The sequence below is a fragment of the Solibacillus sp. R5-41 genome (assembly GCF_002736105.1).
GTDB lineage: Bacteria > Bacillota > Bacilli > Bacillales_A > Planococcaceae > Solibacillus.
Genome location: NZ_CP024123.1, coordinates 3264732 through 3277232, shown reverse-complemented (window position 1 = coordinate 3277232; position 12501 = coordinate 3264732). Strand labels below are relative to the sequence as shown.

Annotated in this window: 11 protein-coding genes; 8 read left to right on the top strand and 3 right to left on the bottom strand. The window is 36.5% G+C overall.

All coding sequences use genetic code 11. The features are described from left to right. Window positions 1–29: 29 nt before the first annotated feature. A complete protein-coding gene (rpsD, locus tag CSE16_RS16155; RefSeq protein WP_099424865.1) occupies window positions 30–632 on the bottom strand; it encodes a 30S ribosomal protein S4 in 603 nt (200 codons plus the stop codon). Between the two features lie 461 nt (window positions 633–1093). Here rpsD and CSE16_RS16150 point away from each other — a divergent pair, with 461 nt between their 5' ends. After that, complete coding sequence (locus tag CSE16_RS16150; protein WP_099424864.1) at window positions 1094–2971, top strand: sensor domain-containing diguanylate cyclase; 1878 nt, start codon at window positions 1094–1096, stop codon at window positions 2969–2971. 66 nt (window positions 2972–3037) lie between these two features. On the opposite strand, the gene CSE16_RS16145 is transcribed toward CSE16_RS16150, so the two are convergent. Continuing rightward, entirely contained in the window at window positions 3038–3517 is a 480-nt protein-coding gene (locus CSE16_RS16145) for a GAF domain-containing protein (protein WP_099424863.1), read from the bottom strand. A gap of 13 nt (window positions 3518–3530) precedes the next feature. After that, a complete protein-coding gene (hisJ, locus tag CSE16_RS16140; RefSeq protein WP_099424862.1) occupies window positions 3531–4334 on the bottom strand; it encodes a histidinol-phosphatase HisJ in 804 nt (267 codons plus the stop codon). Between the two features lie 141 nt (window positions 4335–4475). Here hisJ and ezrA point away from each other — a divergent pair, with 141 nt between their 5' ends. The 7 genes from ezrA to CSE16_RS16105 all read left to right on the top strand — a co-directional run bounded on the left by ezrA (window position 4476) and on the right by CSE16_RS16105 (window position 12472). After that, window positions 4476–6182 (top strand): septation ring formation regulator EzrA, encoded by a 1707-nt coding sequence (gene ezrA, locus CSE16_RS16135; RefSeq protein WP_099424861.1) that lies wholly within the window; start codon window positions 4476–4478, stop codon window positions 6180–6182. A gap of 202 nt (window positions 6183–6384) precedes the next feature. Next, the gene (locus CSE16_RS16130) at window positions 6385–7533 is read left to right on the top strand and encodes a cysteine desulfurase family protein (protein WP_099424860.1); all 1149 of its coding nucleotides are present in this window, start codon (window positions 6385–6387) and stop codon (window positions 7531–7533) included. Beyond that, the gene (thiI, locus tag CSE16_RS16125; protein WP_099424859.1) at window positions 7530–8741 is read left to right on the top strand and encodes a tRNA uracil 4-sulfurtransferase ThiI; all 1212 of its coding nucleotides are present in this window, start codon (window positions 7530–7532) and stop codon (window positions 8739–8741) included. The genes CSE16_RS16130 and thiI overlap by 4 nt, the downstream gene beginning before the upstream one ends. Window positions 8742–8854: 113 nt before the next feature. Then, window positions 8855–9058 carry an alpha/beta-type small acid-soluble spore protein gene (locus tag CSE16_RS16120; protein WP_099424858.1) on the top strand — a complete coding sequence of 68 codons (204 nt, stop codon included), beginning with the start codon at window positions 8855–8857 and terminating at the stop codon, window positions 9056–9058. 185 nt (window positions 9059–9243) lie between these two features. After that, window positions 9244–10815 carry an acyl-CoA synthetase MbcS gene (mbcS, locus tag CSE16_RS16115; RefSeq protein WP_099424857.1) on the top strand — a complete coding sequence of 524 codons (1572 nt, stop codon included), beginning with the start codon at window positions 9244–9246 and terminating at the stop codon, window positions 10813–10815. 140 nt (window positions 10816–10955) lie between these two features. Further along, entirely contained in the window at window positions 10956–11966 is a 1011-nt protein-coding gene (sppA, locus tag CSE16_RS16110; protein ID WP_099424856.1) for a signal peptide peptidase SppA, read from the top strand. A gap of 14 nt (window positions 11967–11980) precedes the next feature. Then, complete coding sequence (locus CSE16_RS16105) at window positions 11981–12472, top strand: RDD family protein (RefSeq protein WP_099424855.1); 492 nt, start codon at window positions 11981–11983, stop codon at window positions 12470–12472. The last annotated feature ends 29 nt before the right edge of the window (window positions 12473–12501 follow it).

Genomic DNA, 12501 nt, shown 5'->3' with positions numbered 1-12501 from the left:
TTTGGGAGCTTTTTTGAATCTCGGAACGATTAACGAGAGTAGAACTCTACGATGAATTGTTCGTTGATTTCAGCAGATAATTCAGAACGCTCTGGTAAACGTACAAATGTACCAACTTTAGAGTCAGCATCAAATGATAAGTACTCAGGAACGAAGTTGTTTACTTCGATTGATTCAGCAACTACTGTTAAGTTAGCTGATTTTTCGCGTAATGCGATTGTTTGACCTGGTTTTACTGAGTAAGATGGGATGTCAACGCGACTACCATTTACTAAGATGTGACCGTGGTTAACTAATTGACGAGCTGCACGACGAGTGCGAGCTAAACCTAAACGGTAAACTAAGTTGTCAAGGCGAGTTTCTAATAAGATCATGAAGTTTTCACCGTGTAGACCTTGTAATTTACCAGCTTTGATATAAACGTTTTTGAATTGACGTTCAGTCATACCGTACATATGACGTAATTTTTGTTTTTCAGTTAATTGTAGACCATACTCTGATTTCTTAGTGCGAGAGTTTGGACCGTGTTGACCTGGTGCGTAAGGGCGTTTAGCGATTTCTTTACCTGTGCCGCTTAATGAAATACCAAGACGACGAGAAAGTTTCCATGATGGACCTGTATAACGAGACATAATTGTGTCTCCTCCTTTAAATTTGGTTTTTGTTGTAAAAGAAAAACCAGCTGTACCCAACAAAAAGGGTATTTTATTTTCACGTATCTTCGCCCATGCAGCCGAAAGGGTTACGCAATACACCGTCCTATTTTAAAAATAGAAGGAATAAAATACAAACAATTAAGTCATACAACTACTGCGTTCATTTTACACAAGTAGTATTGTAACTTTTATTATCATTTTAGTCAATAAAGAAGTATATTGCGGGAAATAGATGAATATTAAAATAGCAGGACAACTTTTGGTTAAAATGACCTATAAATGACCTGTTGTTTATAGATATTTCAATTGATTATGAGAAAGGCACAGGAAAATAGAAAAAAAAACCATAAATTTATAGTCAAATAGACACGATAAGTGTATACTTGAAATTAAGTTAATCGATTTGATTCGGTAAATGTGAAAGAAAAGGTGATTTAATGATAGTGCATCAAAAGATGATAGAAAAATTTAAATCTGAAGTCCTGAGTCTTTGTATTAATTCAAATAAAAAATTGAATAATTTTGAAGATTTTTTTTCACTACTTAATAATAGTTTGACTAAATTTTTTGGTGTAGAAGAGTGCTTTCTTTTCAATATAGAAGGTGAATTTTTAAAACCGTTACAAAAAGAACTTTTAGTACAAGGCTTCGAATTACCTTTAGCTTTTAATTTATTTGAAACTTATTTTAATGATAGTAAAGTAGTTGAATTGCCAAACTTTTTGAAAGAAAAGGGGCCTTTTACTGAGTACACTTCCATGATGCTTGTGCATTTGGCAGAAGATAAACCAGAGGCAATCTTATTGTTCAAATGTAATCACGAACACGAAGGATGTTTATGTTTTAATCATGCTAATGAATCGGTAATAGAACTCGAAGCTATTTTTAAATATTTATATCAAAGTTTTGAAGTGCATGCAAATGAGCAACAATATCGTAAATTATATAATATGACCGATTTATTCCATTCTACAATGGATATCGATGTTATTTTAGAAAATGTACTTGTAACCATTGAGGAAAATTTTCATGATTTAGAAGTAGAGCTTATATTACCAAATGATCAAGACCGACAAACAAGAGTTCGAATTAAGCCGTTTGATTATTTATTGGAAAGACCATCTACAATAGAAGCATTCGTTTCAGGTGAGTTGAAAGAGGAAGTGGTAGAGGAATTGAATTACCGTTTGCTAGATGCACCAATTAAAGGGCGTCAAGCGATTTACGGTATCCTTCAAGTGAAAGCGCCTTTAACATATGCCTTTTCAGAGGCGCAAAAAGAATTTATTCGCATGTTAGCACAAGCATCAGGGAATTCCCTCGAAAATGCGAAACTTTATCATCAATCACATCGATTAATAAGTGATTTACAATTAATCAATGAAACGTCACATCGTTTAAATATGAAGCTTAATATTAATGAAATGCTCTCGTTTTTACAAAAGCAGTTAAGCAAATCATTCCAACCGACGGAACTGGGCTTCCTATTTAAAGTTGAAGATTCCTATGAAATGTCAAATGCATGTACAGATGTATTTAAATCAGCAGCAGGAAACGCCTATATCCAGCATGTAGAGAAGCATTTCGAAAAAACGCAGGATCCGCTATTTATTGCCGATTTTAGTCGATTACTTGAAGCGGATATCGAGTATAAATCGTTGATGGCCATCCCGATGATTGTAGAAGAAAAAATTAGCGGTTTTAGTATTGTCCTTCATAAAGAGCCCTATTTCTTCTCCTTTGACAGCTTTAAATTAATGCAATCCTTAATCCATCACTCGTCATTAGCAATATCTAACTCCATTTTAAGAAATCAGCTACAAGACATGGTAGATTGCGATCATTTAACGAAGCTTTATGCTCGTAATTATTCAGATAAATATATTGTAAATTCTTTAGAACAAGATGACTCAGGTATGTTCTTATTAGTCGATATTGATGATTTTAAAAAGATTAACGATACGCATGGTCATCAAGTTGGTGATGATGTTCTTGTGCAAATTAGTTCGGAACTCCGAAATTTTATCGGAACGAGGGGGATTTGTTCTCGTTGGGGTGGAGAAGAGCTGTCGATTTATATTCCAAATATACTAGAGAGTGAAGCACTGAAAATTTCGAGGGAAATTGTTGAAGTCTTGCCAAAAGTGACGAGTCCGACTGTGACTATTTCTGCGGGAATGATTGCATGGAAGAAAGAAAATCGTCCGCAATTCCAACAATTTTTCCAACAAGCTGATATAGCGCTTTATTGTGCAAAAAATAGTGGGAAAAATAAAGTATGTGTATTTGAAGATTCGATGCAATTACAATCATAAAAAATGGAGAGTGGGTCGTAAGTGTAAAGGACAACTCTCCTTTTTTTTATGCTCAAAATGAGGAATTTACAAGTGATTGATGAGCGTTTGTACAAACTGCTCCAAGCCTAATTGATCCTCTTTTGAAAATCGCGCTTCAAATGGACTGTCAATATCTAAAACGCCAATAATTGTATCATTTTTAATTAAAGGAATAACAATTTCCGATTTCGAAGCTGCATCACAAGCAATATGGCCAGGAAATGCATGAACATCATCGATAAGGAGCGTTTGTTTTTGCTCAACCGATGAACCGCACACCCCACGCCCAACAGGAATACGTACGCAAGCAGGTAACCCTTGGAATGGTCCAAGCACAAGCTCGCCATCGTTCATTAAATAAAAACCAACCCAGTTGATTCGGTCTAAAAATTGATTTAATAATGCAGATGCATTACTTAAATTTGCAATCAGATCCTGTTCGCCATCTAATAATGCATGTAACTGTTGAGAAATTGCTGTATATTGCTCGGCAAGTGAGCCTTCATAATTAATTTGAGAATACATAAAGAACCTCCGTTTAAAATTTAAATTTTTGAGAAATTTGGCTGTAATGTTGATGTAAGTCTTTGGCGGTATGGGCATCAGAACCAAAAACAACGGGTAACTTGATTTTTTGTGCAAATGTAACTAGATCCAATGGCGGATAAGGTTCTTTGCACAGTGGTTTACTTAATCCAGCACTATTTAAATCGAGCTCGTAACCACTTCTTGCCATCTTAGTAAACAATGATTCGATTTGATTTTTGTCATCGATTTGGAGCGAATGTGCGAGCTGAAATTTATGAATTAATGTTGGATGTCCAATCCTTTTTGGTTTAAAGGGACCTAAATCCGCTTGAATGGACATTTGTACAGTTTGATAATAATGATCATACATTTCCTGAATCCCACCAACTTGCTCTGCAAAATGTAAGTAAACTTCCTCAGAGAAATCAATGCAATAATAATTGTCGTCGTGTTTTAAAAAGTGGACCGATAATATAGCGTCGTCGAGAAATTTCCCGTATTCGTTCAAAAATTGGCGCGTTTCAGCTTCATATCCGACAATATAATCAATTTCTAAACCGATATTAATTTTAATTTGAGCTTTATACAATTCTTTTAGGCGCTGAAGCTGCTCAATATAATTATGTAATTGCGCCGAATCCATCCCACTATCTTGCTCAGGTGTAGGGTCGACAAAGTTTGCAGGTAGCGGTGCATGCTCGGTAAATGTGATTTCTTCAAAGCTATTGGCAATTGCCTTTTCAATATATAACTCGAATGGGTCAGAAGAACCGTGCGGACAAAATGGTGTATGGATGTGACCATCTCTTTTTATTTGAATCCCCTCCTTTTGTACTAGGTTTAAAGAAGTTAGAAAAAACGGTGAAATAGTTCAACAAAACTATGAAAACATGGTATTATTAGAGTTACGTATATAGCCGATTTATAGATTTTAATTTGGAGTAGGGGGCTTACAATGATAAAGTATATCATCATTGTCGTCGTCATACTATTAGCATTATTAATTACAGGATTAGTAGTAAGGCGCAAGCATAATGCAGAAATAGGACGATTAGAAAAAGAGAAGATGCAAATCCAGCATTATCCAATATTTGAAGAGCTTGCAAAAGTAAAGGCTTTAAATATGAATGGACAAACCGAAGAACTTTTTGAAAACTGGCGTAATCGTTGGTTGGATGTTGTCGACGTTCAAGTGACAAAGTTAGACGAAATGCTTTTTGATGCAGAAGAGTATATCGACCGCTTTAATTTTAAAAAAGCGACACATATTGAACGTGAAATCGAACAAGAGATTATTAAATGCGAGCAAGTGCGAGTTGAAATTATTACAGAGCTGGATGAATTAATTGGCAGTGAGGAAAAGAATCGTATTGAAATAGAACAACTAAAAGAATATTACCGTTCTGCACGAAAAACGATTTTAGCTCACCAGCATTCATTTGGACCTGCACTAAAACAACTTGAGAAAAAAATAGAAGATTTCACACCGAAATTTGAAGAGTTTGATACATTAACAATGGACGGAAACTATTTGCAAGCTCGTGAAATCGTGTTGCAACTAAATAGTGAAGCACAAAATATTTTTAGTTTATTAAGTGAAGTTCCTACTTTATTGACAGATATTCAAGCGAAAATACCAACAGCAATCCATGAATTGCGTAACGGGCAGCGCGAAATGGAAGAGCAAAATTATTATTTACGCCATTTAGAGTTATCACAGTATTTAGATAATCTAGAAAAAGAATTGGATACATTAAAAACAGCGATTGCTGAATTAAATTTACAAGCTGTTGCACCACGTATCCAAGAAATTAATGATGAAATTGATAATTTCTATGACTTGCTAGAAAAAGAAGTACTCGCAAGAAATTACGTGGATCGTCATTGTTCGGCTATGTATAGTACGATTTCAGAGGTTGTGCGTTTAACAAAAGAAATCAGTGCTGAAGCAACGTATGTTCAACATAGCTATCGCCTGCAAGAAAAGGAAGCCGAAATTCCGAAAGCGGGCTTGAAACATTTAGAAGTTTTACAAAGGCGATACGATTTATTGTCTATTCGAGTGCAAGAGGAGCAATCCGCATATTCTAGCTTGCAAGAAGAGCTTCAGGAAATTACAGAAGAAATTGAGCGTATTGCAGATGAGCAAGAAAGCTTCTCAAATAACCTGAAAAATTTACGTATTGATGAAAATCAAGCACGTGCAGATTTAGAGGGCTTGAAGCGTTTATTACAAAATACCGATCGCATGATAAACCGAGCAAACATTCCAGGGATTCCGGGAGAAATGGATGCACGCATTGAAGAAGCAGAGGAAAGAATTTATGTTGTGATGCAAAGCTTACAAGAAGTTCCACTAAATATCGGGCAAGTAAATCAAAATTTATTTAGTGCTAAGCAAAGCATTGAAGAAGTAAATGACCGCGCACAAGAAATGATTGAAAATGTGATGATTATTGAACGTCTAATTCAATTTGGTAATCGTTATCGTGCTACCAATGGACAAGTGCATGAGCGTTTATTGGAAGCGGAGGAAGCATTTACACAATTCCGCTATGTAAAAGCATTAGAGGATGCGGCAAAGGCTGTGGAAACGGTCGATCCAAGTGCGATTAAACGAATTGAAGAGCTCGTTCAGGAGGAATTACTAATAAAATCATAAGCATAACGGTTACATGTTCAGCCTTTGCGCGTTATAATTATAGAGCAAAAAATGAAGGCCACCTTGCATAGTTTGTGCAGGTGGTTTTCTTAGTGAAAAGAAAGTAAATCTTCCGCCAAAATAGGCAAGTACGCGTATAATACTTACGTGAGTTGCTTCTTACTAACGGAAAGAACGTTAATAAAAAGAAGGTAAAACATTCATGATTTATTTAGATAACAGCGCCACAACAAAACCACATAAAGAAGTGCTTGCGACATTTATGCAAGTCAATGAATTGTATTATGCAAATCCTGCGTCTATTCATAACGCAGGAGTTGAGGCGAATAGTTTATTAGCAAAAGCACGTGAACAAATTGCCCAATTATTAAATACAGTGGCAAATAATGTGTTATTTACAGCTGGAGGAACAGAGTCAAATAACTTTGCTTTTTTTGGTGCTGCAAAAAAAGGAAATTTCAGAGGGAAGCATATTATTACAACCGAAATTGAGCATCCGTCCATTTTAGAAGCCGCAAAACGTTTGGAAGCGGAAGGTTATGAAATAGATTACTTAAAACCGGATAAAAACGGCGTCATTTCGTTAGATGAACTACATGAAAAATTGCGTAAAGAGACGATTTTAGTAAGTATTATGCATGTAAATAATGAAATGGGTGCGATTCAACCGATTGAAGAAGCTGCTGAAATGATTCACGAAAATAGCCGAGCAATGTTTCATGTTGATGCGATTCAAAGTTTTGGTAAGCTACCTATTGCATTTAATGATGAGGCAGGTCCTGATATTTTATCTATATCTGGTCATAAAATCCATGCACTAAAAGGATCTGGTGTTATCGCTTTCCGCAAAAAACCAATGATTGAGCCATTTCTTGTCGGAGGTGGCCAAGAATTTGGATTAAGAAGTGGTACAGTAGCTGTGCCGCAAGCTGTTGCTCTTGCTAAGGCAGCTCGGTTAGCTGTTGAGGCACTGCCGGTTCAGCTTGAAAAATATAAAAAATGGTCAGCCAACTTACACGAGTATTTTACCCAATTTGGTTCGGAAGTATTAGTCCTTTCACCAAAAAATGGGGCAGCACATATTTTATCATTTAGTGTGCGCGGTTTAAAAGGTGAAATTTTAATTAATGCCTTGCAAAAGCGGGATATTATTGTCTCGACTTCAAGTGCCTGTTCATCGAAGCAAACGAAAACGAGTCATGTCGTGGAAGCGTTAAACGTAGACAACCGTTTTAAAAATGGTGTGCTTCGACTCAGTTTCGGTGCTTTTACAACAGAAACGGAAATCGAACAATTTAAACAAGCATTTACTGCTGTAATGAAAGAGCTAAAAGGAGAAAATGAACAATGATATTTAAAGAAATATTAGTTCGCTATGGCGAATTATCTACTAAGGGTCGCAATAAAAAGGATTTCATCAATCGATTACGAGATAATGTCCGTTATTCATTTAATGATATTATGCCATTAAAAATTCGTGCTGAACGTGATCGCATGTTTATCGTCATTGAAAACGATGAGAAATTTAACGTATTGATGGAAAGACTTCCGCATGTATTTGGTATTCAATCATTTAGCCCAGTTGCTTCGTGTGGAAAAGACTTAGACGAAATGAAGGCACTTGCTTTAGAAATTTTAGAGGATTACCGTGATGTAGGTGACATTACTTTTAAAGTAGAAGTGCATCGTACCGATAAAGCATTCCCGTTAAATACACATGAATTACAACGTGAAATGGGTGCAACCATTTTACCTCAATTCTCAAATTTTTCAGTGCAAGTAAAAAATCCGGATGTTGCGTTACGTATTGAGGTGCGTGAAGATGCCGTTTATATGATGGCACAAGTAATTCAAGGTGCGGGTGGCATGCCAGTTGGTTCAAATGGTAAATCATTATTAATGCTGTCAGGTGGGATTGATAGCCCAGTTGCAGGTTATTTAATGATGAAGCGCGGCGTTCGAATCGATGCGATTCATTTCTTTAGTCCGCCATACACAAGTGATAATGCGCTACAAAAGGTAAAAGAATTAGCAAATGGATTAACAAAATTCGGTGCCAATGTGCGACTGATTGTCATTCCATTTACTGAATTACAAGTAGCGGTCAAAGATAATGTTCCAGATAATATGACGATGACTTCGACGCGACGCATGATGATGAAAGTGGCCGATAAAGTGCGAGAGGAAGTTGGCGCACTTGGCATTGTTACAGGAGAAAGTTTAGGTCAAGTAGCTTCACAAACACTTGAAAGCTTAACAGCAATTAATGATGTAACGAGCACACCTATTTTACGTCCGTTAATTGCGGCAGACAAATTAGATATCATTAAAATTGCAAAAGAAATTGGCACATATGAAACATCGATTCAGCCATTTGAAGATTGCTGTACAGTATTCACACCAGCGAGTCCGAAAACAAAGCCAAGACTTGATAAAGTGCAACACTTTGAAAGCTTTACGCAATTTGATGAATTAATTGAACGTGCCGTAAAAAATCGTGAAACATATATTTTCCCACAAAAGGAAGTAAAAGAAGATAAATTTGCTGATTTATTATAAATTTTCACGGATTTGATAGTAATTACCTAATAGAAGAACAAATTACCTATAATTAATGGCGTATGTTTTTTCTCATCCGGCGCATTCTAATTGCACAAGGAGGTGAGAGAGACATGACAAACAACAACGGTAGTTCAAACAAATTAAACGTACCTGGCGCAAAACAAGCACTTGACCAAATGAAATACGAAATCGCTCAAGAGTTTGGCGTACAATTAGGTGCAGAAGCTTCATCACGTGCAAACGGTTCAGTAGGCGGAGAAATTACAAAACGCTTAGTACAAATGGCTGAACAACAACTTAAAGGTAAACAATAACAAATCTTTAAAAAAGGACGCTGCAACTTTAACGAGTTGCAGTTCTTTTTTTATTTTTAAACAATTCGCTATGGATTATACAATTAAAAAAAGTACATAAGAACAGGAAATTTTTGAAAATATGCCGGAAAGTCAGTATACTGAATTTGTAAGAATCATTTTTACAATCAAAGGGGGATTCGGAAATGATCCACAATCAGTTAATTGCACCAAATGTTTATAATATTATTAATGAATTTGAAAAGCATGAAAATCTAGAACGAAAAATTGCACTTATTATTAAAGAGGAAGATGGCAGTGAAGCAAGTTTTACATATAAACAAATTTTGCAACAGGCCAATCAAGTAGCAAATACATTCCATTCTAAGGGACTAAAAAAAGGGGACGTTGTTTTAATTATGCTTCCACGTTGTTTAGAGGCATACGTAACATATATTGCTGCGCTTAAAGCAGGACTTGTCATCATCCCGAGCTCAGAGCTGTTGCGTGGAAAAGATATTGATTATCGTATTGAACATTCAAATGCGAAAGCAATTATTGCTATGGAGCAATATATTGATGAATTTGAACAAGCAGAAAATTTAAGCGGACTTCAGTTGTTCATAGTCGGTGATGAAAAAGATCAATGGACATCTTTAATGACAGAAGCTCAGCAACAGTCAAATGAATTCCAAGGAGCAGCAACTGAGGCTTCTGATTTAGCCTTTTTAGCATATACATCTGGAACAACTGGGAATCCAAAAGGGGTTATGCATTCCCACGGTTGGGGCTATGCACATTTACGTACAGCAGCAACGCAATGGTTAGGTGTACAAGATGGCGACATCGTTTGGGCGACAGCAGCGCCAGGTTGGCAAAAGTGGATTTGGAGTCCATTTTTAGCGGTATTGGGTAGTGGTGCAACTGCTTTTGTTTATAAAGGAAAGTTTGATGCTCAAAATTATTTAAATATGATTGAGCAGCAAAAGGTAAATGTATTATGCTGTACGCCAACTGAATATCGAATGATTGCGAAGCTCGATAACTTATCGTCGTTCCATTTATCATCTTTGCGTAGTGCGGTATCTGCTGGAGAACCATTAAATCGCGAAGTAATTGAAACGTTTGAGCGTGAATATAATCTTGTTGTGCGCGATGGCTATGGTCAAACAGAAAATACATTGCTTGTTGGGACGTTAATTGATACGGAAGTGCGACCTGGCTCGATGGGTAAACCGACACCGGGTAATCAAGTAGACGTAATCGATGAATTTGGTCAACCATTGCCAGCTGGAGAAGTGGGTGATATTGCGGTTCACAAATCGACTCCGGCGTTATTCAAGGGCTATTTCAATGATGCAGAGCGAACAGCGATGCAGTATCGAGGCGATTGGTATGTTACTGGGGATCAAGCGAAAAAAGATGAGGATGGTTACTTTTGGTTTGAAGGTCGTAACGACGATATCATCATTTCATCTGGCTACACAATTGGACCATTTGAAGTAGAAGATGCATTAGTAAAGCATCCGGCAGTAAGTGAATGTGCGGTTGTAGCGAGTCCTGATGAAATTCGTGGAAATGTTGTAAAAGCGTATGTCGTTTTAAAAGATCCAGAATTAAAAAATTCGACAACACTTGTAGCTGAGTTACAAAATCATGTGAAAGTATTAACAGCACCTTATAAATACCCAAGAATTATTGAATTTATTGATGAACTTCCGAAAACGATTTCGGGGAAAATCCGTCGTGTCGAATTACGAGTAGTTGCGCAAAAATAATCGTATTTTCGAAATTATTTCCTGGGGAATGAAAAGATGGTCGAATTTTGGCCATCTTTTTTCTGTGGGATAGATCAATGGTTGAAAAAAATGAAACTTAAAGTAAAATACTTTCGTATGAAGGTATAGGAGGTAATGAAATGAATACAAAACGATGGGTAGCACTAGGCATTGCGGCAGTGCTCATGTTTTTCTCAATTGGGATTAACACAATTATTACTATTTTTAAAACAGATTTCTTTAGTAGCTTCGATAATTTGATGGGAACTGAAGTAACTGCACTTGAAAATGTTGTTGAAACTGGCGATTATAATAAACGAATTGTCCATTTAACAGTAAACGGCGTAATCCAGGATGTGGGCGAGCCGAGTGTTTGGGAAACGGTTGACTACAATCATCAATTATTTATGGATCAATTGGAATCCGTTTTATATGATGAATCAATTAAAGGTGTTGTTCTAACAGTTAACACACCTGGTGGCGGTGTTATTGAATCCGCTGAAATTTATGAAAAGCTCGTGCAAATAAAAGAAGAGCGCAATGTTCCAATTTACGTATCAATGGGAACGATGGCTGCATCTGGTGGTTACTATATTTCTGCACCAGCAGACAAAATCTTCGCACAGCGTGAAACAATTACAGGCTCGATTGGTGTCATTATGCAGTCCATTAACTATGGGGAATTAGCCAAAAAAGTAGGCATTGAATTTGAAACAATCAAATCAGGAGAGCATAAAGATATGTTCGGCGGTGTCCGTCCATCTACACCAGAGGAATTGGCGATGCTTCAAGAAATGATTGATGAGTCGTATGAGCAGTTTGTAGATATTATTGAAGAAGGTCGCGGTATGACTGATGCACAGGTGAAAAAAGTTGCGGATGGTCGAATTTTAGGTGGCACGCAAGCATTAAAAGCTGGATTAGTAGATGAAATCGGAAACGAAAAGGATGTAATTGCTGCGATGCGTGCGGATTTTGGACTTGAGGATGCAGAACTTTTTGAATATGCTACAGAATCAGATAGCTGGGCATCACTATTTGGTGTAAAGATTGGTTCGATGTTAAGCCCATCTGCTGAATCACAATATCTATCTAAAATTATTTCATCGACAAACTCACCGCGAATGATGTATTTATATGGTGAATATTAAAGGGAGGGAACGACATGACTGAGGTAATCGAAACATTTGAAACGACGCCGACCATCCGGTACCCTCAAATTCAACAAAAAACAGCAGGATTTTGGATGCGCTTTTGGGCATTTGTTTTAGATTCACTGATCATCTCTGCGATTGTAGGCGTTACAATTCGTCCACTTTTTGCCGTGATGGATTGGGATTTAGTTGGTGTTAATTGGTATGCGCCGTTTACTGTGTTATCTGTAATGATTTATTATGCGTATTTCGTTTTTTTAACAAAATATTTTAAGCAAACATTAGGGAAAATGGTATTTGGTCTACATGTAGAAAAGGATAATGGGGAGCCGTTAGATTGGCCCACTATTTTATTCCGTGAAGGTATAGGACGATTTATTAATAGTACATTTTTACATTTGCCGTATTTAATTGTCGCCTTTTCACAAAAAAACAAAAGTGTAGCGGATTATTTTTCTGATACAATCGTAGTGCATGAAAAAATGTTTGTAGAAAAGGTTTAAAATATTATATATCGAAAACGTTTAACTAT

Bases quoted from the DNA above. Each gene is read 5' to 3' on its own strand.
- rpsD (WP_099424865.1), bottom strand. From the start codon at position 632: ATGTCTCGTTATACAGGTCCATCATGGAAACTTTCTCGTCGTCTTGGT.
- CSE16_RS16150 (WP_099424864.1), top strand. From the start codon at position 1,094: ATGATAGTGCATCAAAAGATGATAGAAAAATTTAAATCTGAAGTCCTG.
- CSE16_RS16145 (WP_099424863.1), bottom strand. From the start codon at position 3,517: ATGTATTCTCAAATTAATTATGAAGGCTCACTTGCCGAGCAATATACA.
- ezrA (WP_099424861.1), top strand. From the start codon at position 4,476: ATGATAAAGTATATCATCATTGTCGTCGTCATACTATTAGCATTATTA.
- CSE16_RS16130 (WP_099424860.1), top strand. From the start codon at position 6,385: ATGATTTATTTAGATAACAGCGCCACAACAAAACCACATAAAGAAGTG.
- thiI (WP_099424859.1), top strand. From the start codon at position 7,530: ATGATATTTAAAGAAATATTAGTTCGCTATGGCGAATTATCTACTAAG.
- CSE16_RS16120 (WP_099424858.1), top strand. From the start codon at position 8,855: ATGACAAACAACAACGGTAGTTCAAACAAATTAAACGTACCTGGCGCA.
- mbcS (WP_099424857.1), top strand. From the start codon at position 9,244: ATGATCCACAATCAGTTAATTGCACCAAATGTTTATAATATTATTAAT.
- sppA (WP_099424856.1), top strand. From the start codon at position 10,956: ATGAATACAAAACGATGGGTAGCACTAGGCATTGCGGCAGTGCTCATG.
- CSE16_RS16105 (WP_099424855.1), top strand. From the start codon at position 11,981: ATGACTGAGGTAATCGAAACATTTGAAACGACGCCGACCATCCGGTAC.